Raw genomic sequence first — 21,991 nt, 5'->3', positions numbered from 1 at the left:
CGCGCGCCGGTCAGCTGATGACGGCGACCGGGCCGATGCCCAGCTCCCGCACCGGATCGGCGATCTTCGACGCGTCGCCGACCAGCACCACCACGAGACGGTCCAGCGGGAAGGCGTTGACCACCGCCGCGGTCGCCTCGACGGTTCCGGTGGCGGCCAGCCGCGCGTACATCCCGGCCTGGAAGTCGTCGGGCAGTTGCTGCTCGACCTGGTCCAGCAGGGTGCCGGCGACCGCTGCCGCCGTCTCGTAGCGCAGCGGCGCGACGCCCACCAGATTCTGCACCGCGACGTCCCGCTCGTCGTCGGTCAGTCCTTCGGCGGCGAGCGTGCGGATCACCTGCCAGGCGTCCGCCAGCGCCGGGCCGGTGACCTCGGTGGCCACCGAGCCGCTGATGCCGAGCAGCGCGGCGCCGGTGCCGTCCGCGTTGGACAGCAGCACCTGGGCGAAGGCCCGCACGCCGTAGGTGTAGCCCTTCTCCTCGCGCAGCACCCGGTCGAGCCGGGAGGTGAGGGTGCCGCCCAGGCAGTAGGTGCCGAGGACCTGCGCCGCCCACACCGGGTCGTGCTTGTCGCCGCCGGTGCGGCCGACGAGCACCTGGGTCTGGACCGAGCCCGGGCGGTCCACGATCACCACGCGGGAGGTGTCGTCCGCGGTGATCGCCGGCCGCGGCCGCGGCGTGCCGGGCGTGCCGGTCCAGCGGCCCAGCGTGCCGTCGAGCAGCGCGGGCAGGTCGATCCCGGCCAGGTCGCCCACGACCACCGCGGTGGCGGTGGCCGGCCGGACGTGCGCGGCGTAGAAGGCGCGCACCGCGGCCGCGTCGATATTGCGCACGGTCTGCTCGGTGCCCTGGCGGGGGCGGGAGCAGCGCAGCTCGGCCGGGAACAGCTCCTTGGACAGCGCCATCGCGGCGCGCCGCGACGGGTTGGCCAGCTCGTGCGGGATCTCGTCGAGCCGGTTGGCGACCAGCCGCTTGACCTCGTCCTCGGGGAAGGCGGGCGCCCGCAGCGCCTCGGCGAGCAGGCCGAGCGCCTTGTCCAACCGGCGGACCGGCACTTCGAGGCTGACCCGGACCCCGGGGTGGTCGGCGTGCGCGTCCAGCGTCGCGCCGCAGCGCTCCAGCTCGGCCGCGAACTCCTCGGCGGTGTGCTCGTCGGTGCCCTCCGACAGCGCCCTGGCCATGATGGTGCCGACGCCGTCCAGCCCCTCGGGCTCGGCGTCCAGCGGTGCGTCCAGCAGCACCTCGACGGCGATCACCTGCTGGCCGGGGCGGTGGCAGGTGAGCAGCGCCAGGCCGTTGCCGAGGGTGCTGCGCTCGGGGGCCGGGAACGCCCACGGCTTGGGCTCGCCGGCCTGCGGCTGCGGATGGAACGTCATGACGGCGGCGGTCTCGCTCACGCCCGGCCCTCTTCCTCGACGGTGTCCTCGACGGTGGCGGCCCGCTCGGTGGCGGCGGGGGCCGCGGCGGCGGCCTCGTTGTCCTCGTCCGCGCCCTGCTCGGCCTGCGCGTCCTGCGCGTCCTGCGCGTCGGCGCTGTCCGCGCCGCCGGTCGGCTCGTAGACCAGCACCGCCCGGTTGTCCGGGCGCAGCCGCTGCGCGGCGACGGCCTTGACCTCGGCCGCGGTGACCGACAGCACCCGGTCCACCGCGGTCAGCGCGAGCTGCGGGTCGCCGAACAGCACGGCGTACCGGCACAGTTCGTCGGCGCGCCCACCGACGGTGCCCAGCCGGTCCAGCCACTCGCGCTCCAACTGCGCCTGGGCCCGCTCCATCTCCTCGTCCGTCGGCCCTTCCTGCGCGAACCGGGCCAGCTCCTCGTCCACCGCGGCCTCGATGACCGGCAGTTCGACGCCGCTGGACGCCTTGACGTCCAGCCAGCCCAGCGAGGGCGCGCCGGCCAGCCGCAGCAGGCCGAAGCCGGCCGTCACCGCGGTGCGGTCGCGGCGCACCAGGCGGTTGTGCAGCCGGGAGGACTCGCCGCCGCCGAGCACCGTCAGCGCCAGGTCGGCCGCGTCGCTCTCCCGGGTGCCGTCCTCCGGCAGCCGGTAGGCGGCCATCAGGGCGCGCGAGGGCACGTCCTCCTCGACCACCTCGCGCAGTTGGGCGCCCATCACCGGCGGCAGCGAGCCGTCGCGCGGCGCGGGCTTGCCGTCGTGCGCGGGAATGGTGCCGAAGTACTTCTCGACCCAGGCGAGCGTCTGCCGCGGGTCGATGTCGCCGACCACCGCGAGCACCGCGTTGTTCGGCGCGTAATAGGTGCGGAAGAACGCCTGGGCGTCCTCAAGCGACGCCGCGTCCAGGTCCGCCATCGAGCCGATGGGCGTGTGGTGGTAGGGGTGCGGCGCGGGGTAGGCCAGCGCCGTCAGCCGCTCGAAGGCGGTGCCGTAGGGCACGTTGTCGTACCGCTGGCGGCGCTCGTTCTTCACCACGTCCCGCTGGTTGTCCAGGCTCTCCAGGTCCAGCGCGGTGAGCAGGCTGCCCATCCGGTCGGCCTCCAGCCACAGTGCCAGCTCGACCTGGTGGGCGGGCATGGTCTCGAAGTAGTTGGTGCGCTCGAAGCTGGTGGTGCCGTTGAGCGAGCCGCCCGCGCCCTGGACGAGCTCGAAGTGCCCGTTGCCGTGGACGTTGGCCGAGCCCTGGAACATCAGGTGCTCGAAGAGGTGGGCCAGGCCCGTCCGCCCCTCGATCTCGTGGCGTGAACCGACGTCGTACCAGAGGCAGACGGCCGCGACCGGGGTGAGGTGGTCCTCGGAGAGCACCACCCGCAGGCCGTTCGCCAAGCGGTGCTCGGTGGCTGTCAGGCCGCTGGAGTGTGCCTCCGGCGTGGCCGTGTGACCCATGGGCAAGCTGTCCTTCCGGTCGCTGCTGCGTGACTGCGTAGAGTGCTGCCACTCTAGGGAAGCGTGCCCGCGCCGCGCGAAGTTCCCGCGCGAGGCTCGCGGGCGCCGCGCCTTCCCGACGGGTCGCGGTCCGCTGTGTCGGTGCCGCGGTCCACAATGGTCGACACGTGTGCCCAGGTCCAGACGAAGGAGCGACGCCGAGATGGCCCGCCGTACCACGAAGACCCCGCCGCCCGACGACGATTTCGAGGAGCGCATCCTCGACATCGACGTCGTGGACGAGATGCAGGGCTCCTACCTTGAGTACGCGTACTCGGTGATCTACTCCCGCGCGCTGCCCGACGCCCGGGACGGCATGAAGCCGGTGCACCGCCGCATCGTCTATCAGATGAACGAGATGGGCCTGCGCCCCGAGCGCGGCTTCGTCAAGTGCGCCCGCGTGGTCGGCGAGGTGATGGGCAAGCTGCACCCGCACGGCGACGCGTCCATCTACGACGCGATGGTCCGCATGGCGCAGCCGTTCTCAATGCGGCTGCCGCTGGTGGACGGGCACGGCAACTTCGGCTCGCTGGACGACATGCCGGCCGCCATGCGCTACACCGAGGCCCGGATGTCGGGGCCCGCGCAGCTGATGGTGGAGTCGATCGACGAGGACACCGTCGACTTCACGCCCAACTACGACGGCCAGGAGCAGGAGCCGGGCGTGCTCCCGGCCGCCTACCCCAACCTGCTGGTGAACGGCGCGTCGGGCATCGCCGTCGGCATGGCGACCAACATGCCGCCGCACAACCTGGGCGAGGTCATCGCCGCCGCGCGCCACCTGATCAAGCACCCGGGCGCCGACCTGGACACGCTGATGCGCTACGTCCCGGGCCCCGACCTGCCCACCGGCGGCCGGATCATCGGACTGTCCGGCATCCGCGACGCGTACGAGACCGGCCGTGGCACCTTCCGCATCCGCGCCACCGCGCGGATCGAGGACGTCACCCCCCGCCGCAAGGGCCTGGTGGTCACCGAACTGCCGTTCAACGTCGGGCCCGAGAAGGTCATCGCCAAGATCAAGGACATGGTCGGGGCGAAGAAGCTCCAGGGCATCGCCGACGTCAAGGACCTCACCGACCGCGAGCACGGTCTGCGGCTGGTCATCGAGATCAAGAACGGCTTCAACCCCGAGGCCGTGCTGGAGCAGCTCTACAAGCTGACGCCGATGGAGGAGTCCTTCGGCATCAACAACGTGGCGCTGGTGGACGGCCAGCCGCTCACCCTGGGCCTGAAGGAGCTGCTGGAGGTCTACGTCGACCACCGCTTCGACGTGGTGCGCCGGCGCAGCGAGTTCCGCCGCACCAAGCGCCGGGACCGGCTGCACCTGGTCGACGGCCTGCTGATCGCGCTCGTCGACATCGACGAGGTCATCGCCATCATCCGGGCCAGCGAGAACGCCGCGCAGGCCAAGGAGCGCCTGATGGAGCGCTTCGGCCTGTCCGAGGTGCAGACGCAGTACATCCTGGACACGCCGCTGCGCCGGCTGACCCGCTTCGACCGGATCGAGCTGGAGTCCGAGCGCGACCGGCTCAACGCGGAGATCGTCGAGCTGACCCGCATCCTGGAGTCGGACGCGGAGCTGCGCAAGCTGGTCTCGGCGGAGCTGGCCGCGGTGGCCAAGCAGTACGGCACCGAGCGCCGCACCCTGCTGCTGGAGGCGGGGGCGACGCCGGTCGCGGCGGTGCCGCTGGAGGTCGCCGACGACCCGTGCCGGGTGCTGCTGTCCTCCACCGGCCTGCTGGCCCGCACCGCCACCGGAGACGCGGTCGGCGAGGGCGGCAAGCGCGCCAAGCACGACGTGATCGTCTCCGCGGTGCCGACCACCGCGCGCGCCGACATCGGCGTGGTGACTTCCACCGGCCGGCTGCTGCGGCTCACCGTGATCGACCTGCCGATCCTGCCGGAGAGCGGCGGCGCGACCACGCTCGCGGGCGGCGCGCCGCTGACGGAGTTCCTGTCGCTGGAGGACGGCGAGCGGGTGCTGTGCCTGACCACGCTGGACGAGTCCTCGCCGGGCCTCGCGCTCGGCACCCGGCAGGGCGTGGTCAAGCGGGTGGTGCCCGACTACCCGGCGAACAAGGACGACCTGGAGGTCATCACCCTCAAGGAGGGCGACGAGGTGGTCGGCGCGGTGGAGCTGCGAACCGGCGAGGAGGACCTGGTCTTCATCACCGACGACGCGCAACTGCTGCGCTACCCCGCCTCGCAGGTGCGGCCGCAGGGCCGCCCGGCGGGCGGCATGGCCGGCATCAAGCTGGCCGACGGGGCGCGGGTGATCTCCTTCACCGCGGTGGACCCGGCGGGCGACGCGGTGGTCTTCACCGTCGCCCGCGCCGACGGCACGCTCGACGGCTCCGCCGAGGGCACGGCCAAGCTCACGCCCTTCGAGCAGTACCCGCGCAAGGGGCGGGCCACCGGCGGCGTCCGCTGCCAGCGCTTCCTGCGCGGCGAGACCGGGCTGCTCTTCGCCTGGGCCGGCGCGGCCCCCGCCCGCGCGGCGACCGCCAGCGGCTCCCCCGCGGACCTCCCCCCCAAGGACCCCCGCCGCGACGGCTCCGGAGTCCCCCTCGCCAAGCCCATCGCCGCGGTGGCCGCCCCCGCGTAGGGCCCGTGAACCCCGCGCCCCGCAAGGGGCGCGGGGCTGCGTCCGATATGCGGCTGGCGCCGCGTGCGCGCGAGCAGCCACGACGGCGGGAGAGCCGGGGACAAGGGAACCCCGACGGCGCGACGCCGCAGGCGACCCGCAGCCCGGCACGGCGCGACCACCCACAGCGCGACCATCCAGGCGCGAAGCCCCACGGCGCGACGCACTACGCTTCCACCGCGTGAGCGCAACCTGCACGCAAGCCTCCGCCGCCCACGGCGAACCCCTCACCGCGACCGCGGCGACAGCCCGCACCTGGCTGCTGCTGGAGCAGCCCGGTCCGTGGGGCGCGAAGGCCCTGACCTCCAGCCACCTGGACCCCGCGGTGGGCCGCGCCCTGGAGGACCGCACCGCCCGCACCGGCGTGCGCGTCGCGCTGATCCGCCGCCCCGGCCGCCACGCGGACCCCCGCGGCCAGGCGGGCCCACGCCACCCCGCGGCGGCGATCCGCCCCGCGGAGCCGCGCCGCCGCGTGATCCTCGCGCACACCGCCCCGGACGACCCCTGGATCCGCACCGCGGACCTCGCGGACCCCGCCGCCGTGGCCGCGCTGGCCGACCTGGACTTCACCGCCCTCGGCGCCGGCGACCCCCGCGGCTTCGGCGTGCCGTACGACGGCCCGCCGCTCGCCTTCGTCTGCACCAACGCCCGCCGCGACCGCTGCTGCGCGCTCCTCGGCCGCCCGCTCGCCTCCGAGCTGGCGGCCTCGTACGGCACCGAGCACGTATGGGAGGTCACCCACCTCGGCGGCCATCGTTTCGCGCCCACCATGCTCGTGCTGCCACACGGCTACACCTACGGGCGGCTGGACGGCGGGCAGGCCAAGGGCGTCCTGGAGGCCGCGCGGGACGGCCGGGTCCCGTTCCCGCCCTGCCGGGGGCGCTCCGCCTGGGACCGCCCCGGCCAGGCCGCCGAGCTCGCGGTGCGCGCGCTGACGGGTGAGGACCGGGCGGACGCCCTGACCGTGACCTCGACCGAGGAAGCCCCGGCCGGACGCGACGACGGCGACGGCGACGGCGCAACCTGGACCGTCGCCGTCGCCCACCGTGACGGCCGCGCCTGGCGGGTCGCGGTGGTGCGGCGCGCGAGCGGGCCGCCCCGCCCCGAGAGCTGCGGGGCGGCCCTGGGCACGCCGGCCCGGATGGACGTCGAGGACGTCCACGAGGTCACGGTCTGACGGTCCGCCGGCTCACGGGGCGACGTTCTCGACGAACCGGGTGGTGTACGTCTGCGACAGGTCGACCGTGGCGTGCCGCAGGTTGGGGTTGAACGCCTTCAGCACGCTCTCCACCGTCTCCGGCCCGCCCTGCGGCATCACCCCGTCCGTGGTGAACATCGGCAGCGTCGCCTTGATCGACTGCGCGTAGAGCCGCGCACCGCCCTGCGCGTAGTCGGCCGGCATCTTCGCGGCGATCTCCTCGGGCGTGTGCGTCGACATCCACCGCAGCGTCTTGACGAAGGCGTTCGCCAGCTTCTGCACGGTCTCCTGGTGGGAGTCCACCCAGTCGGTGTTCATGTAGAGGCTGGAGGACGGGTAGAGGCCGCCGAGCGCCTGCCGCGACCCCTCGGGCGTCCGCATGTCGTACAGCACCTTGCCCGCGCCCTTGTCCAGGATCTGCGCGACGGTCGGGTCGGTGGTCATGCCGGCCTGGATGGAGCCCTGCTGGAGCGCGGCGATGAAGGTCTGGCCCGCGCCGACGGCGACCGGCGTGAAGTCGCTGACCTTCAACCCGTTGTGCACCGCCAGGTACTTGGTGAGGAAGTCGGTGGACGAGCCGAGCCCGGTGACGCCGAGCTTCTTGCCCTTGAAGTCCTTGGCGGCCGTGATGTCACCGGCCGCCTTGCTGGAGACCACCTCGACCTCGCCGGGCGCCTGCGAGAACTGCACCACCGACTCGACGTGCTTGCCCTTGGTCTGCAGGTCCAGCGTGTGGTCGTAGAACCCGACCGCGCCCTGGACGTCGCCGGAGACCAGGGCGGTGGTGGCCTGCACGCCGGCCGGCTCGGTCATCAGCGTGACGTCCAGGCCCTCGGCCTGGAAGAAGCCGAGCCGCTGGGTGAGCACCGCCGGCAGGTAGATGACCTTGTCCAGGCCGCCGACCATGATTTTGACCTTGGTGGCGTCCTTGGCCGCGCCCGCGGCCGTGCCGCCGGTCGAGCCGGCGCCCGCGTCGGCCCCGGAGCCCGAGCCGGACGACGCGTCGTCGGCGCACGCGGTGAGGGCGGTGGCGGCGAGCACGCCGGCGGCGGCGAACGCCGCGACGCGGAGGTGGGTGCGCTTGACGGGCATGGCGGTCACGTCCTTGTGAGCGGAGGCGGTACGGAAGGGGAGGCCGGCACGGGTGCGGTGACCGGCACGGGTAGGGAGGCCGGCACGAGGGCCGGGGCGGTACGGGGGCCGGGGGCGGTACGGGGCCGGCGGGCGTCAACGGTCCGCGCCGGTCTGCGCGGGCTTCCAGCGGAAGAGGCGCTTCTCCAGGAAGGTCAGCAGCCCCTCGGCGACGAGCGCGACGACCGCGAGGATCACCATGGCCGCGTAGACGCCGGCCGCGTTGAAGGTGCCCTGGGAGGCCGAGACGAGCAGGCCGAGACCCTTGTTGGCGCCGATGTACTCGCCGACGATCGCGCCGATCAGCGCGAAGCCGAAGCTGACGTGCAGGCTGGTGAAGATCCACGAGGTCGCGGACGGCACGACCACCTGGAGGGTGACCCGCCGGTTGCTCGCGCCCAGGATGCGGGCGTTGTCCACGAGGTTGCGGTCCACCTCGCGCGCGCCCTGGAAGGCGTTGAAGAAGACCGGGAAGAAGACCAGGACCACCGCGGAGGCGACCTTCGAGGCCGGGCCGAGCCCGAACCAGATCAGGAAGATCGGGGCCAGCACGATCCGCGGCATCGCGTTGAGGATCTTCACGTACGGGCCGAACACGTCGGCCAGGAACCGCACCCGGCCCAGCGCGATGCCCAGCAGCACCCCGGCCGCGACGCCGATCAGCCAGCCGTACACCGCCTCGTAGAGCGTGTACCAGATCTGCTCGCCCAGCGATCCCTGCGGGGTGCCGTGCAGCGTCCACTGCCGGATCTGGTCCCAGATCTTGCTGGGCATGGAGAAGTTGAACGGGTCGATGACGCCGGTGCGGGCGAACCACTCCCACACCCCGAGGACCGCGACGAGCACGGCGAGACGGGCGGCGTACACCAGCAGGGTGCGGTTGCGGGCGGCGCGGGCGCGGGCTTTCGTACGGTCGCCCGTGCCGAGGGCGGTGTCGGCGGGGGTGCCGGCGGGGTGCCGGCCGGAGCGTCCACGGGGGCGTCCATGGGGGCGTCGGTGGCGGCGTCCGTGGCGGCTGGCCGGGCGGGTCCGGCGGGTTTGGCGGGTTTGGCGGGTCCGGCGGGTCCGGCGGGCCTCGTCTCAGGCGGCATGTCCGCTGCTCCTCTCCCGGGTGATGCGGACCTCTTCGCCGAGCGAGGACCAGATCTCGCGGTAGATCTCCACGAAGCGCGGTGCGAGCCGGACCTCCTCGACCTTGCGCGGCCGGGGCAGGTCGATCGTGAAGACCTCCTTGACGGTCGCCGGGCCCGCGGTCATCACCACGACCTTGTCGGCGAGCGCGATGGACTCCTCCAGGTCGTGCGTGACGAAGACGACGGACGAGCCGGTGCCCGCCCACAGGTCCAGCAGCTGGTCCGACATCAGCGCCCTGGTCTGCACGTCGAGCGCGGAGAACGGCTCGTCCATGAGCAGGATCGCCGGGTCGTTGACGAAGGTCGCGGCGAGCGCGACGCGCTTGCGCTGACCGCCGGACAGCTGGTGCGGATAGCGGTCCTCGAAGGCGGACAGGCCCACCCGGGCGAGCCAGTCGCGGGCCCGCTCCTTGGCCTCGGCGCGGGGCACGCCGCGAAAGCGCGGCCCGGCCATGACGTTGGAGAGCACGGTCCGCCAGGGGAAGACGGCGTCCTGCTGGAAGACGAAGCCGACGTCGGCGCCGATGCCGCGCACCGGCTCGCCGCCCACCAGCACGTCCCCTGCGGTCGGCTCCTGCAGCCCGCTGACCAGCGTCAGCGTGGTCGACTTGCCGCAGCCGGTGGGACCGACGACGGCGACGAACTCGCCGCGGTCGATGGTCAGGTCCAGATCTCGTACGGCGGTGTGCAGGGCGCCGGACGGTGTCCTGAACGCCTTGCCCGCCCCCCGCAGCTCGATGGCGGGGCTCGTGTTGCCGGTCATGGCCGGGGACGCTACGAGCGGCGGCGGATCGCCGGGAGCCTTGTGTGCGCTCGGCCCCTTGTGCGCACAAGCCGGGCTTCTGCTCGTTTTGCTCGCCCCGGGGCAGCGAAAGCGAAACGGCCCCTGCCCATCCGGACGGCCAGCGCTTACGTTGCGTTGCGGGCAGGAGTCGGCGGAACGGGACCCGGAGGGACCCATGGAGCGGAACGGACGGTCGGCGCGGATCGTGCGGGACCGGCGGGCGGCGGGCGTCCCGGCCGGGCGGGCGGCCGGCGGGCGGACGCGGCGGGCGGCCGGCGCGCAGGCCCGGCCGGTGGCCGGCGCGCGGCGCTTCGGGTGGCCCCGGCGGGTCTCGGGGCAGGTGCTGCTGATGCAGCTGGCGCTGACCACCGGCGTCACCGCGCTGGCCACCGGCCTCTTCCTGGCTCCGCTCAGTCACCAACTCGACGACCAGGCGGAGCACCGGGCGCTGGCCATCGCGCAGACCGTGGCGGCCGAGCCGCAGACCGCCGCCGAGCTGACCTCCTCGCGGCCGACCCCCGACGGGCCGGTGCAGCGCGAGGCGGAACGCGTCCGCAAGGCCACCCACGCCAGCTACATCGTGGTGATGGACCTGCACGGCACCCGCTGGTCGCACACCGAGCCCGCGCGGATCGGGCAGCACGTGTCGACCGACCCCAGCGTGGCGCTGGGCGGCCGGGAGATCATGCAGATCGACAGCGGCACGCTGGGCCGCAGCGCCCGCGGCAAGGTGCCGCTGCGGGACGCCTCCGGGCGGATCGTGGGCGCGGTGTCGGTCGGCATCGCGTACGGGACGGTGAAGAGCCGGCTGCTCGCGGCGGTGCCGGGGCTGCTGCTCTACGCGGGCGCGGCGCTCGCGGTGGGCGCGCTGGCCGCGGTGTGGGGCTCGCGCCGGCTGCAGCGGGCGACGCGCGGGCTGGCGTCGGCGGACATCGCGGCGCTGCTCGACGAGCGCGAGGCCATGCTGCACGGCATCCGCGAGGGCGTGCTCGCTCTCGACCCGCAGGTCAGGGTGCGGCTGGTGAACGACGAGGCGCAGCGGCTGCTGGGCCTCGGCCCGGACGCGGCGGGCCGGGCGCTGGACGAGCTGCTGCCCGCGGGCCGCACCACCGATGTGCTGGCTGGGCGCGCGGAGGGCGCGGACCTGCTGACGGTCAGCGGCGGGCGGGTGCTGGTCGCCAATCGGATGCCGACCGGGGACGGCGGCGCGGTGGTGACGCTGCGGGACCGTACCGAACTGGAGCTGCTGGGCCGCGAGCTGGACTCCACGCACGGCCTGCTGGACGCGCTGCGCGCGCAGGACCACGAGCACGCCAACCGCCTGCACACCCTGCTGGGGCTGCTCGAACTCGGCCTGCACGAGGAGGCGGTGGACTATCTGGCGCAGGTCGCGGACACCCACCGGGCGTCCGCGGAGGAGGTGGCCGACCGGGTCCGCGACCCGCTGGTGTCGGCGCTGCTGGTGGGCAAGTCGGCGATCGCGAAGGAGCGCGGCGTGACGCTGCGGCTCACCGCCGCGACATGGCTGCCGGACCAGGTGGTGGACCCGCGGGACCTGGTCACGGTGCTGGGCAACCTGATCGACAACGCGCTGGACGCCGCCGCCGCCGAGGTCGAGGTGGAGCTGCGCGCCGAGGGCGGCACGGCGGTGCTGCGGGTCGGCGACGATGGTCCCGGTGTGCCGCCGGAGCTGCGCGAGCTGATCTTCACCGAGGGCTGGAGCACCAAGCAGCCGCCGGCCCACCGAGGCCGCGGCCTCGGCCTCGCGCTGGTGCGGCGACTGGCCGAGCGGTACGGGGGCATGGCGCGGGTCGCCGCGCGGACGGGCGGCGGCGCGGTGTTCACGGTGGTGCTGCCGGAGGCGCTGTCGGCGACGGTGGGCGCGGGTGCGGGCGCGGGCGCGGGTGTAGGCGCGGGCGCGGCGGGCGGAGGCGCGGGCGCGGCGGGCGGAGGCGCGGGCGCGGCGGGCACGGTCAGCACGGCAGGGACGGTCAGCACAGCGGGAGGTGCGCGATGATCGACGTACTGGTCGTGGACGACGACTTCCGCGTCGCCGAGATCAACTCGGCCTACGTGGCCAAGGTGCCGGGCTTCCGGGTCTCGGCGCGGGCGCACACCGCGGCGCAGGCGCTGGCCACGCTGGAGCGGCACCGGGTGGACCTGGTGCTGCTCGACCACTACCTGCCGGACGAGTCCGGCCTGACGCTGGTGCGCCGCATGCGCCAGCTCGGCCACCACGCGGACGTGATCATGGTGACCGCGGCCCGCGACGTGGCGACCGTGCAGGCGGCGCTGCGGCTCGGCGCGCTGCAGTACCTGGTCAAGCCGTTCGGCTTCACCGGGCTGAGGGCCAAGCTGGAGGGTTACGCGGCACTGCGCCGCACCCTGGACGGCGTGCGCGGCTCGGGCGGCGGCGGTGAGGCCGGGCAGGAGCAGGTGGACCGGATCTTCGGGGCGCTGCGTACCGCCTCCGCCTCTCCGGCCACCCTGCCCAAGGGCCACTCCGCGCCCACCGCCGACCTCATCCGGCAGGTGCTGAGGGAGGCCGGCGGCCCGCTGTCCGCGCACGAGGTCGCCGAGCGGGCCGGGCTGAGCCGCTCCACCGCACAGCGCTACCTCAAGGCGCTGGAGCAGTCCGGCCGGCTCCGCCTCACCCTGAAGTACGGCGACACCGGCCGGCCCGAGCACCTCTACGCGTGGGCGCCGGCCCACTGACCCGGGCCGGCCTGCTGGCAGGGGCAGGCCCGCCGACCCGCCCCGGCCCACCGACCCGGGCCGGTCCGACGGTTCACGCGGCCCGGGCCGGCCGTCTCACGCGGCGCCCGCCCCGGTGAGGGAACGCACCTCCGTCTCCGCGTATCGCGCCTGGTCCGCGGGCTCGGGCGACAGCACCGTGCCGAGCCAGCCGGCCAGGAACCCCAGCGGGATCGAGACCAGTCCGGGGTTCTCCAGCGGGAACAGGTGGAAGTCCACCCCGGGCAGCAGCGCGTCGGGCCGCCCGGACACCACCGGCGACAGCGCGACCAGCACCAGTGCCGGCACCAGGCCGCCGTACACCGACCACACCGCGCCGCGGGTGGTGAACCTGCGCCAGAACAGCGAGTAGAGCAGCGCCGGCAGGTTCGCCGAGGCGGCGACCGCGAAGGCCAGGCCGACCAGGAACGCCACGTTCTGGTCCTGTGCGAGCAGGCTGAGCGCGATCGCGGTGGCGCCGATGCCGACCGCCGCCCACCGCGCGACCGTCACCTCGCCGCCCTCCAACTCGTTCTCCGCGGCCCGCTGGTCCTGCCGGCGCCGGCGCCAGGTCGCGTAGAGGTCGTGGGCCACCGAGGCCGACGAGGCGAGGGTGATGCCCGCGACCACGGCCAGGATCGTGGCGAAGGCCACCGCCCCCACCACCGCGAAGAGCACCGTGCCCCCCGCGGTCCCGGACCCGCCGCCGAGGGCCTCGGCCAGCAGCGGCACGGCGGTGTTCCCTGCCTCGTTGGACGCCCGCACCCGGTCCGAGCCGACGACCGCCGCGGCGCCGAAGCCGAGCACGATCGTCATCAGGTAGAACGTCCCGATCAGCCCGATCGCCCACACCACCGAGCGCCGCGCCGAACGCGCGGTCGGCACGGTGTAGAACCGCGACAGGATGTGCGGCAGCCCGGCGGTGCCCAGCACCAGGGCGAGGCCGAGGCTGATGAAGTCGAGGCGCTGCGTCCATCCGCCGCCGTACTTCAACCCCGGTGCCAGGAACGCCTGTCCGTGCCCGCTGCCGGCAGCGGCCGAGTCCAGCAGGTGTCCCATGTCGCCGTGGAACCTGACCGCGACGAGCACCGTGAGCGTCACCGTCCCGCCCATCAGCAGCACGGTCTTGACGATCTGGATCCACGTGGTGGCCCGCATCCCGCCGAAGGACACGTAGAACACCATCAGGGCCCCGACGCCCACCACCGTCCAGCCGCGCGCCGCCCCCGAGTCGTCCGCGCCGAGCAGCAGTCCGACCAGGCTGCCGGCGCCGACCATCTGGGCCACCAAATAGAGGATGGACACCGTGATCGACGCCGTGCCCGCGGCGATCCGCACCGGCCGCTGGCGCATCCGCGCCGACAGCACGTCCGCGAGCGTGTACGTGCCGACGTTCCGCACCAGTTCAGCGACCAGCATCAGCACCACCAGCCAGGCGACGAAGAAGCCCACCGAGTAGAGCAGCCCGTCGTAGCCGAACAGCGCGATCAGCCCCGAGATGCCGAGGAACGACGCCGCGGACATGTAGTCCCCGGCGATCGCCAGGCCGTTCTCCAGCGGCGAGAACAACCGCCCGCCGGCGAAGAACTCCACCGTGGAACTGCGCTGCCGCCCCGCCCACGCGGTGATCCCCAGGGTGACCGACACGATGATCGTGAACAGCACGATCGCCAGGCCCTGGTGGTCGCCCGCCTTCTCCGCGAGCACGGCCGTGTCCGCGGCCCTCATCGCAGCCGCTCCTGTCCGCTCCGGGTGGCCAGCGTCCACCGCAGGTCCAGCGCCGCGCGGTCCCTGCGCAGCCTGGCGTGCCGCGCGTAGGCCCACGTCAGCAGGAAGGTGGTCGCGAACTGCGCCAGCCCGGCGGCCAACGCCACGTTCAGCGGGCCGCTCAGCTGCCGGGCCATCAGCCCGGGCGCGGTCGTCGCCGCCACCACGTACAGCAGGTACCAGACGATGAACGCCGCGGTGGCGGGGAAGACGAACCGCCGGTAGCGGTCCCGCACCTCCCCGAACTCCGGGCTCGCCTGGACCTCCACGTACAGGGCGGCCCGGTCCACCACCGCGGTCGCGGCGGACGTCGTGTCCGTGTCCGGTGTGCCCGCGGCCGGGGTCTGCGTGATCGGGGCGTCCGTGGCCCTCGTGATCGGGGCCTTCGCGGTCGGACCGACCGCGGCCGAGGCGTCCGCCGATCCGTCACGCGCTCTCGGCACCTCGGGGTAGCCCTCCGGAGCCGAACGCGGGGCGGCGGGGAGGTGTTCCGGCTGGGTTCTCTCGGTCTGCTGATCCGCGAACCATCCCGCCACCGCCGACTCCTGCCAGGGGTCGTCCGTCCGCAACGCCGCCGGGTCTCCCCCGCCGTGCTCGTTCACCGTGCTCTCCTCGCTCCACCGGCCAGGCCGATGCGCCCAATCATGGACAGAGCGGGAAGATCCATGCTCAATATGCCGATACCTTCACCCCATCAGGTGATCGGCCCCGATCTCAGGTGATCGCGCGCTTGACGCCCCCGGCGTGCTGGGCGCGCGCCATCAGGACGCCGCTGCGGATCAGCAGGGTGGCCGCCACCGCGAGCAGCACGGAACCGGAGTGCTGGTGCACGCCCATCGCGGCGGCGATGCCGTACAGCGCGACGCGCACGGCGATGCCCACGACCCAGACGCCGAGGGCGGCCTTCGTGCCCTGCGTCCACACGGAGCCGTCGCCCTCGGTCCACATCCGCGTGGTGAAGGCCCAGCCGAACCCCATCACGACGGCCACGGCCAGTTCGGCGGCCAGCATCCCGATCGAGGTACTCCGGTGCGCGGAGTCCACGACCCCGCCGTCCCGCACTGCCAGGACCACCAGGACCGCGGGCAGCAGCCACCAGCGTCCGCCCGCCCGGATCCGCCGCGGCCGCATCTGACGCGCGATCACCAGCCCGATGACCGCGACGATCACCACGGCATTGCCAAGACCGGACATGACAGCCGCCCTCCGAACGTTGGTCCGACCCTTCCCTACGGCGCCGAATCTACGGAGAAGGCACAGGTCAGCGGATCAAGCCTCGGGTGGAACCCAGGTGGAGAAGGTGCCCTGTCCCGTTCCACCCCAGGGTGGAGACGCCGGCTTCCGTTCGCCGGCGCCCGCTCCGGGCCGGTGTGGCGCCGACGGATAGGGCTCGGTCCGTCGTATGCAGGGACAGAGCGTTCCCACCCGATCCCCGCAGAGAGGAGCCCGCCGTGAGCGAGCTCGTGGTCACCGAGTTCATGACCCTGGACGGCGTCGCGCAGGCGCCCGGCGGCCCCGAGGAGGACCCCGAGAACGGCTTCGCGTACGGCGGCTGGCAGGCGCCGCTGATCGACGACGAGGCCGGCGCGGTGGTCTTCGACCAGGCCAAGGACATGGACGCGCTGCTGCTCGGGCGGCGCACCTACGACATCTTCGCGAACTACTGGCCCACGGCCCCGGCGGACTGGGACTTCACGCGCCTGCTCAACCGCGTCCCCAAGTACGTGGCCACCCGCACCCTCGCGGAGCCCCTGGCGTGGGCCGGTTCGAGCACCCTCGAAGGCGACCTCGCGGAGAGCGTCGCGGCCCTGAAGGAGCGCCACGAGCGCATCCATGTGATCGGCAGCCTCGACCTCCTCCAGTCCCTGCTCGCCCAGAGCCTGGTCGACCGCCTGAGCCTCTGGGTCTACCCCCTCGTCCTCGGCACCGGCAAACGCGTCTTCGAGGGCGGCGCGGCCCCCTCGGCCCTCCGCCTCACCAGCTCCCGCACCTTCCCCAACGGCGCCCTCCACCTCACCTACACCCCCACCGGCACCCCCACAACCGGCGACCTCACCACCCCCTGACCCCCACCCACCCCGGCCCCCGCACCCCGTCAGACGTCGATCTTCGACCGATCGAGGGTGCCGGCGGAGTTGGTGATGAACTCCTTGCGGGGGGCCACCTCGTTGCCCATCAGGAGGTCGAAGACGCGTTCCGCGGCCTCGATGTCGCTGATGTTGATGCGGCGCAAGGTGCGGTGGCGGGGGTCCATCGTGGTTTCGGCGAGCTGGTTGGCGTCCATTTCGCCGAGGCCCTTGTAGCGCTGGATGCTGTCCTTGTAGCGGACGTTGCGGCGCTGGAGGTCGAGCAGGGTCTGGCGCAGTTCGTTGTCGGAGTAGGTGTAGAGGTACTTGTCCTGGCCCTTCTTGGGCTGGACGAGTTCGATGCGGTGCAGCGGCGGGACGGCGGAGAAGACGCGGCCCTCCTCGACCATGGGGCGCATGTAGCGCTGGAAGAGGGTCAGCAGCAGGGTGCGGATGTGCGCGCCGTCGACATCGGCGTCGGCGAGGAAGATCACCTTGCCGTACCGGGCCTGGTCGATGTCGAAGGTCCGGCCGGACCCGGCTCCTATGACCTGGATGATCGCGCCGCACTCGGCGTTCTTCAGCATGTCCGAGACGGACGACTTCTGGACGTTGAGGATCTTGCCGCGGATCGGCAGCAGCGCCTGGAACTCGGAGTTGCGGGCCAGCTTGGCGGTGCCGAGCGCCGAGTCGCCCTCGACGATGAACAGTTCGCTGCGGTCGACGTCGTCGCTGCGGCAGTCGGCGAGCTTCGCCGGGAGCGAGGAGGTCTCCAGGGCGGTCTTACGGCGCTGCGCCTCCTTGTGCTGGCGGGCCGCGATGCGGGTACGGGCCGCCGCGACGGTCTTCTCCAGCACCGCGCGCGCCTGCGCCTTGGTGTCCCGCTTGGTGGAGGTGAGGAACTCCTTCAGCTCCCGGGCCACGACCGCGGCGACGATGCGGTTGGCCGCGGAGGTGCCCAGGACCTCCTTGGTCTGCCCCTCGAACTGCGGCTCGGCGAGCCGCACGGTGACCACCGCGGTGAGGCCCTCCATCGCGTCGTCCTTGACGATGTCGTCCTCGGCGACGCGCAGCAGCTTGGTGGCCCGCAGCACCTCGTTGACCGTACGGGTCACCGAGCGTTCGAAGCCGGTCACGTGGGTGCCGCCCTTGGGCGTGGCGATGATGTTGACGAAGGACCGCACGGCGGTGTCGTAGCCGGTGCCCCAGCGCAGCGCGATGTCGACGCCCAGTTCCCGGGTGACCTCGGTGGGCGTCATGTGGCCCTGGTCGTCCAGGACGGGCACGGTCTCCTTGAAGGTGCCGGAGCCGGTCAGCCGCAGCACGTCGCAGATCGGCTTGTCCGCGGCCAGGAACTCGCAGAACTCGCTGATGCCGCCGTCGAAGTGGAAGACCTCCTCGACGGGCTCGTCCGAACCCGTGGTCTGCGCACCGCGCTCGTCGCGCACCACGATGGTCAGGCCCGGCACGAGGAACGCGGTCTGCCGGGCGCGCTGGTGCAGAGTCTCCAGCGAGAGCTTGGCGTCCTTGAGGAAGATCTGCCGGTCCGACCAGTAGCGCACCCGGGTGCCGGTGCGGGTGCGGGGGACCTTCTTGGTCTTGCGCATGCCGCCGGTCGGCTCGAAGGGCCCCTCCGGGCCGTTCTTGGCGAAGACGCCGGGGACGCCGCGCCGGAAGCTGATGGCGTGGGTGTGGCCGCCGCGGTCCACCTCGACGTCCATGCGGGCGGACAGCGCGTTGACGACCGACGCGCCGACGCCGTGCAGGCCGCCCGAAGCCGCGTACGAGCCGCCGCCGAACTTGCCGCCGGCGTGCAGCTTGGTCATGACGACCTCGACGCCGGACAGGCCGGTCTTGGGCTCGACGTCCACGGGGATGCCGCGGCCGTTGTCCCGCACCTCGACCGAGCCGTCCTCGTGCAGGATCACCTCGATCCTGTCGCCGTGGCCGGCGAGCGCCTCGTCGACGGCGTTGTCGATGATCTCCCAGATGCAGTGCATCAGACCGCGGCTGTCGGTCGAGCCGATGTACATACCGGGACGCTTGCGCACCGCGTCCAGGCCCTCGAGTACCAGCAGGTGCCGCGCGGTGTAGTTGGAGCCGTCGCGCTCTGCGCCCGCCAGCAGCGCGGAGGACGGCACGGATGTTTCGGCGGTCACGCGGGCAGCTCCTCGGTCCAGATGTGGTGTTGTTCGTCAACCCGGAGGGTCGTCTCGGCCGACGCGCGGGTGAACGCGTCGAGGGAGAGGGTACCGAGACCGCGCCCCCGGACCGCGCCACCACCCGCCGTCGCCCGTTGTCCAGGTGCCCATACTAGTCGTTATCGAGCAAGCGTTCGATCACCCGCGCGAGTGATACACATGTCACGTTCCCAAGGAGGCATGAACCATTTAGGCTCCGGGCACGTCCTCATCAACAACCCGACAGCCAGCCGGGGACAGAACTGGACAACAGATCCACACGCGACATCTGACGCAACTGACTCCTATTCGCCGCCAATCGGTAACACCCAGTCACTCCGAAGCCGGTCTCCAAGGAAATGCCGTCAGCGGGAACGTTTTCGGCCTGGTTGGATGTTGACCCTGGTACGACAGCTCGTCGAGCTAGAGAAGAGGCGACGTGACTACTGTTCTGACCCCCGCGAGTCCGCTGACTGCGGCTGACCGCTGCGACCGTTGCGGCGCCCAGGCCTATCTGCGCGTCGTGCTGATCAGCGGCGGAGAGCTGCTCTTCTGCGCTCACCACGGACGTAAGTTCCAGCCGGAGCTCAAGAAGATCGCAGCGGAAATACAGGATGAGACCGACAGGCTCACCGACACCCCTGCGTCGGCGGGAGACGACGAGCGCTGACACATCGCACCAGCGACGAGTTCTCGGTGGGCGGGCGGACAGACCCCTGCAGGGGGTGTCCGCCCGCCCGGCTTTGACCGAGGACCCGCAGCCGTCACATGTGCTGGGCGATCAGCGACTCGACCGCTGAAACCCGCGTGTAGACCCCGGGGTAGGCGGCCAGCGCACAGCCGTTCCCCCATGACACCAGGCCGATCAGTCGGCCCGAGACCACCAGCGGCCCGCCGCTGTCGCCCTGGCAGGCGTCGCGGCCGCCGCCCTTCGCACCCGCGCACGTCATCGACGAGGCGACATAGGTCCCGTCGGTGCCGCCCGGGTACGCCTTCTGGCACACGGAATCGGCGAAGACCGTGACCGAGGCGGTGCGCAGCGTGTTCGAGTAGTCGCCGCGACCCGTCGTGTCACCCCAGCCGTAGACCTGAGCCGCGGTGCCGGCCGCGTAGTCGGCCGTGTCGCCGGGCTGGGCCATGGCGATCGTCGCGCCGGCCGGCATCGGCTGGGCCAGCGTGAGGACCGCGACGTCCCCGGCGTTCGTCGACGGATCGAACGTCGGATTCACCCATACGTCGGACAGCGACAGCTCCTGTCCGCCGCTCGTGCTGAGGTCGGTCCGGCCCTCGATGACCCGCAGATCGGTGAGCTGGTGCCAGTCGCTCACCCCCAGCGCCTCCTTGCCCATGCAGTGCGCCGCGGTGACCACCGTGCGCGGACCGACCGCGACACCGCCGCAGAACTGCCCCGAACGGGACGCCCCGAAGCGCGACCGGCTGGACAGCGCGACCACCCAGGGCTGCGCCTGCGTCGTAGTGGGATCGCCACCCACCACGACGCTGTTGGCGGCGGCGGGTGCCGCGGGCGCGGCCAGCGGCAGGGCGAGCGCGGGCAGCACCGCGGCCACACCCGCGAGGACGGTTCGGCCACGCAGTGCGGCGCGGAAGGGGAAACGCATACGGCCTCCTGACCCTGTGGAGCACTCTGGGTACCCACAGTGATCGATCGCGGCGGAGGTCGCATCCCCAAAAGCCGCCGGGCGTGTCCGGCGCCGGGCGCGCATACGTCCCGGGGCGTCCAGCCGAGCGGGACCCGTACGCGTGAACGGGCACGCCCGTCGTCAGGCGTGCCCGTTCACGGTCGGACGATCCGTTGGTCCGATCAGTCGAGGTAGTCGCGCAGGACCTGCGAACGCGAGGGGTGGCGCAGCTTCGACATCGTCTTGGACTCGATCTGGCGGATCCGCTCGCGCGTGACCCCGTAGACCTTGCCGATCTCGTCCAGTGTCTTGGGCTGGCCGTCGGTGAGGCCGAAGCGCATGGAGACCACGCCCGCCTCCCGCTCGGACAGGGTGTCCAGGACCGAGTGGAGCTGCTCCTGCAGAAGCGTGAAGCTGACCGCGTCGGCCGGCACGACCGCCTCGGAGTCCTCGATCAGGTCACCGAACTCGCTGTCGCCGTCCTCGCCGAGCGGGGTGTGCAGCGAGATGGGCTCGCGGCCGTACTTCTGGACCTCGATGACCTTCTCGGGGGTCATGTCGAGTTCCTTGGCCAGCTCCTCCGGGGTGGGCTCGCGGCCCAGGTCCTGGAGCATCTGGCGCTGCACGCGGGCCAGCTTGTTGATGACCTCGACCATGTGCACCGGGATGCGGATGGTGCGGGCCTGGTCGGCCATGGCGCGGGTGATCGCCTGCCGGATCCACCAGGTGGCGTACGTGGAGAACTTGAAGCCCTTGGTGTAGTCGAACTTCTCCACCGCGCGGATGAGGCCCAGGTTGCCCTCCTGGATCAGGTCCAGGAAGAGCATGCCGCGGCCGGTGTAGCGCTTGGCCAGCGAGACCACGAGCCGGAGGTTGGCCTCCAGCAGGTGGTTCTTGGCCCAGCGGCCGTCCTCGGCGATGATCTCCAGCTCGCGCTTGAGCTTGGGGGCGAGCTTGTCGGCGGCGGCGAGCTTGTCCTCGGCGAACAGGCCGGCCTCGATCCGCTTGGCGAGCTCGACCTCCTGCTCGGCGTTGAGCAGCGGGACCTTGCCGATCTGCTTGAGGTAGTCCTTGACCGGGTCGGCGGTGGCGCCGGCGACGGCGACCTGCTGGGCGGGCGCGTCGTCCTCGTCGTCGTCGGAGAGGACGAAGCTCTCCGACTCCGTCTTCTCCGCCTCTTCCTCGCCGGCCTTGTCGGGGGCCACGTCCTCCAGGACGTCCTCCGCCTCGACCGCCTCGTCCTCGCTCGGCGCGGCCGCGGTCTTCTTGGTCGCCGCCGCCTTCTTGGCCGGGGCGGCCTTCTTGGCGGCCGTCTTCTTGGCGGCGGCCTTCTTCGCGGGCGCCTTCTTGGCTGGGGTTTCCGCCTCCACCGATGGCTCCACCGTGGTCTCGGCCTCGACCACCGCCTCGGGAGCGGGGGCCTTGGGCGCTACGGTCTTCTTGGCTGGGGCCGCCGTCTTCGTGGCGACCGTCTTGGTGGCAGTACGCTTCGCCGGGCTCTTGGCTGCGACGCTCTTTCGGGTGCGCTTGGGCGCCTCAGCGGCTGTCACCATCAGCGTCACACCCTCCTCGTCGAGGACCTGGTTGAGGCTGCGCAGAACGTTCTTCCACTGGGTTGCCGGAATCTGGTCCGCTTCGAACGCCCGACGCACGTCGTCGCCGGCGATCTGGCCCTGGGCCTTACCCTGCTCGATGAGCGCCATCAGAGACTCGGATTCGGCGATCTCGGACGGGAGCGTACGGGATGTGCTGGCCGACACGAACAACCTCTCGGAACGATGGGAACGACTCGGTGGGACCGCCGAGCGGCTCGGCGCCGGACGGGACGCCGGGTA

The 21,991-nt window shown here is 72.6% G+C and carries 17 protein-coding genes; 6 read left to right on the top strand and 11 right to left on the bottom strand.

Annotated features, from left to right (window positions below):
* Window positions 1–10: 10 nt before the first annotated feature.
* Together VSR01_RS30545 and VSR01_RS30540 are read right to left on the bottom strand one after the other, a co-directional pair.
* The gene (locus tag VSR01_RS30545) at window positions 11–1,396 is read right to left on the bottom strand and encodes a M16 family metallopeptidase (protein WP_326452254.1); all 1,386 of its coding nucleotides are present in this window, start codon (window positions 1,394–1,396) and stop codon (window positions 11–13) included.
* Complete coding sequence (locus tag VSR01_RS30540; protein WP_326452253.1) at window positions 1,393–2,838, bottom strand: M16 family metallopeptidase; 1,446 nt, start codon at window positions 2,836–2,838, stop codon at window positions 1,393–1,395. The genes VSR01_RS30545 and VSR01_RS30540 overlap by 4 nt, the downstream gene beginning before the upstream one ends.
* 202 nt (window positions 2,839–3,040) lie before the next feature.
* On the opposite strand from VSR01_RS30540, the gene VSR01_RS30535 reads away from it, so the two are divergent.
* Both VSR01_RS30535 and VSR01_RS30530 read left to right on the top strand, forming a co-directional pair.
* Complete coding sequence (locus tag VSR01_RS30535) at window positions 3,041–5,485, top strand: DNA gyrase/topoisomerase IV subunit A (RefSeq protein ID WP_326452252.1); 2,445 nt, start codon at window positions 3,041–3,043, stop codon at window positions 5,483–5,485.
* A gap of 220 nt (window positions 5,486–5,705) precedes the next feature.
* Window positions 5,706–6,701 (top strand): sucrase ferredoxin, encoded by a 996-nt coding sequence (locus tag VSR01_RS30530; protein WP_326452251.1) that lies wholly within the window; start codon window positions 5,706–5,708, stop codon window positions 6,699–6,701.
* 12 nt (window positions 6,702–6,713) lie between these two features.
* On the opposite strand, the gene VSR01_RS30525 is transcribed toward VSR01_RS30530, so the two are convergent.
* The 3 genes from VSR01_RS30525 to VSR01_RS30515 form a co-directional block, all read right to left on the bottom strand.
* On the bottom strand, window positions 6,714–7,814 hold the full coding sequence (locus VSR01_RS30525) for an ABC transporter substrate-binding protein (protein WP_326453904.1): 1,101 nt from the start codon (window positions 7,812–7,814) through the stop codon (window positions 6,714–6,716).
* A gap of 135 nt (window positions 7,815–7,949) precedes the next feature.
* Window positions 7,950–8,726: an ABC transporter permease gene (locus tag VSR01_RS30520; RefSeq protein WP_442785724.1), complete on the bottom strand. Its 777-nt coding sequence runs from the start codon at window positions 8,724–8,726 to the stop codon at window positions 7,950–7,952.
* Window positions 8,727–8,933: 207 nt separating this feature from the next.
* Window positions 8,934–9,749 (bottom strand): ABC transporter ATP-binding protein, encoded by an 816-nt coding sequence (locus tag VSR01_RS30515; RefSeq protein WP_326452249.1) that lies wholly within the window; start codon window positions 9,747–9,749, stop codon window positions 8,934–8,936.
* Between the two features lie 370 nt (window positions 9,750–10,119).
* Between VSR01_RS30515 and VSR01_RS30510 the strand changes: the two genes are divergently transcribed.
* Together VSR01_RS30510 and VSR01_RS30505 are read left to right on the top strand one after the other, a co-directional pair.
* Complete coding sequence (locus tag VSR01_RS30510) at window positions 10,120–11,787, top strand: sensor histidine kinase (RefSeq protein WP_326453903.1); 1,668 nt, start codon at window positions 10,120–10,122, stop codon at window positions 11,785–11,787.
* Complete coding sequence (locus tag VSR01_RS30505; protein WP_326452248.1) at window positions 11,784–12,485, top strand: response regulator; 702 nt, start codon at window positions 11,784–11,786, stop codon at window positions 12,483–12,485. Before VSR01_RS30510 ends, VSR01_RS30505 begins: the two co-directional genes overlap by 4 nt.
* A gap of 96 nt (window positions 12,486–12,581) precedes the next feature.
* Here VSR01_RS30505 and VSR01_RS30500 read toward each other — a convergent pair whose 3' ends face one another.
* The 3 genes from VSR01_RS30500 to VSR01_RS30490 form a co-directional block, all read right to left on the bottom strand.
* The gene (locus tag VSR01_RS30500) at window positions 12,582–14,231 is read right to left on the bottom strand and encodes a solute symporter family protein (protein ID WP_326452247.1); all 1,650 of its coding nucleotides are present in this window, start codon (window positions 14,229–14,231) and stop codon (window positions 12,582–12,584) included.
* Window positions 14,228–14,872 (bottom strand): DUF485 domain-containing protein, encoded by a 645-nt coding sequence (locus tag VSR01_RS30495; RefSeq protein WP_326452246.1) that lies wholly within the window; start codon window positions 14,870–14,872, stop codon window positions 14,228–14,230. The genes VSR01_RS30500 and VSR01_RS30495 overlap by 4 nt, the downstream gene beginning before the upstream one ends.
* 112 nt (window positions 14,873–14,984) lie before the next feature.
* Window positions 14,985–15,464, bottom strand: coding sequence for a DUF1453 domain-containing protein (locus VSR01_RS30490; RefSeq protein WP_326452245.1), 480 nt, complete (start codon window positions 15,462–15,464; stop codon window positions 14,985–14,987).
* 257 nt (window positions 15,465–15,721) lie between these two features.
* Here VSR01_RS30490 and VSR01_RS30485 point away from each other — a divergent pair, with 257 nt between their 5' ends.
* Complete coding sequence (locus VSR01_RS30485) at window positions 15,722–16,336, top strand: dihydrofolate reductase family protein (protein WP_326452244.1); 615 nt, start codon at window positions 15,722–15,724, stop codon at window positions 16,334–16,336.
* Between the two features lie 29 nt (window positions 16,337–16,365).
* Here the strand turns inward: VSR01_RS30485 and VSR01_RS30480 are convergent, their stop codons facing one another.
* Entirely contained in the window at window positions 16,366–18,495 is a 2,130-nt protein-coding gene (locus VSR01_RS30480; protein WP_326452243.1) for a DNA gyrase/topoisomerase IV subunit B, read from the bottom strand.
* Window positions 18,496–18,955: 460 nt separating this feature from the next.
* Here VSR01_RS30480 and VSR01_RS30475 point away from each other — a divergent pair, with 460 nt between their 5' ends.
* A complete protein-coding gene (locus VSR01_RS30475; RefSeq protein WP_326452242.1) occupies window positions 18,956–19,186 on the top strand; it encodes a DUF7455 domain-containing protein in 231 nt (76 codons plus the stop codon).
* 94 nt (window positions 19,187–19,280) lie between these two features.
* On the opposite strand, the gene VSR01_RS30470 is transcribed toward VSR01_RS30475, so the two are convergent.
* Together VSR01_RS30470 and VSR01_RS30465 are read right to left on the bottom strand one after the other, a co-directional pair.
* Window positions 19,281–20,135 (bottom strand): S1 family peptidase, encoded by an 855-nt coding sequence (locus VSR01_RS30470; RefSeq protein WP_326452241.1) that lies wholly within the window; start codon window positions 20,133–20,135, stop codon window positions 19,281–19,283.
* 203 nt (window positions 20,136–20,338) lie between these two features.
* On the bottom strand, window positions 20,339–21,916 hold the full coding sequence (locus VSR01_RS30465) for an RNA polymerase sigma factor (protein ID WP_326452240.1): 1,578 nt from the start codon (window positions 21,914–21,916) through the stop codon (window positions 20,339–20,341).
* Window positions 21,917–21,991: the final 75 nt, after the last annotated feature.

The sequence above is a fragment of the Actinacidiphila sp. DG2A-62 genome, assembly GCF_035825295.1.
GTDB lineage: Bacteria > Actinomycetota > Actinomycetes > Streptomycetales > Streptomycetaceae > Actinacidiphila.
Note: the sequence above shows the minus strand (reverse complement) of the source record. Positions and strands in the feature narration are given on the sequence as shown.

Bases quoted from the DNA above. Each gene is read 5' to 3' on its own strand.
- VSR01_RS30540 (WP_326452253.1), bottom strand. From the start codon at position 2,838: ATGGGTCACACGGCCACGCCGGAGGCACACTCCAGCGGCCTGACAGCC.
- VSR01_RS30535 (WP_326452252.1), top strand. From the start codon at position 3,041: ATGGCCCGCCGTACCACGAAGACCCCGCCGCCCGACGACGATTTCGAG.
- VSR01_RS30525 (WP_326453904.1), bottom strand. From the start codon at position 7,814: ATGCCCGTCAAGCGCACCCACCTCCGCGTCGCGGCGTTCGCCGCCGCC.
- VSR01_RS30515 (WP_326452249.1), bottom strand. From the start codon at position 9,749: ATGACCGGCAACACGAGCCCCGCCATCGAGCTGCGGGGGGCGGGCAAG.
- VSR01_RS30510 (WP_326453903.1), top strand. From the start codon at position 10,120: ATGCAGCTGGCGCTGACCACCGGCGTCACCGCGCTGGCCACCGGCCTC.
- VSR01_RS30505 (WP_326452248.1), top strand. From the start codon at position 11,784: ATGATCGACGTACTGGTCGTGGACGACGACTTCCGCGTCGCCGAGATC.
- VSR01_RS30500 (WP_326452247.1), bottom strand. From the start codon at position 14,231: ATGAGGGCCGCGGACACGGCCGTGCTCGCGGAGAAGGCGGGCGACCAC.
- VSR01_RS30490 (WP_326452245.1), bottom strand. From the start codon at position 15,464: ATGTCCGGTCTTGGCAATGCCGTGGTGATCGTCGCGGTCATCGGGCTG.
- VSR01_RS30470 (WP_326452241.1), bottom strand. From the start codon at position 20,135: ATGCGTTTCCCCTTCCGCGCCGCACTGCGTGGCCGAACCGTCCTCGCG.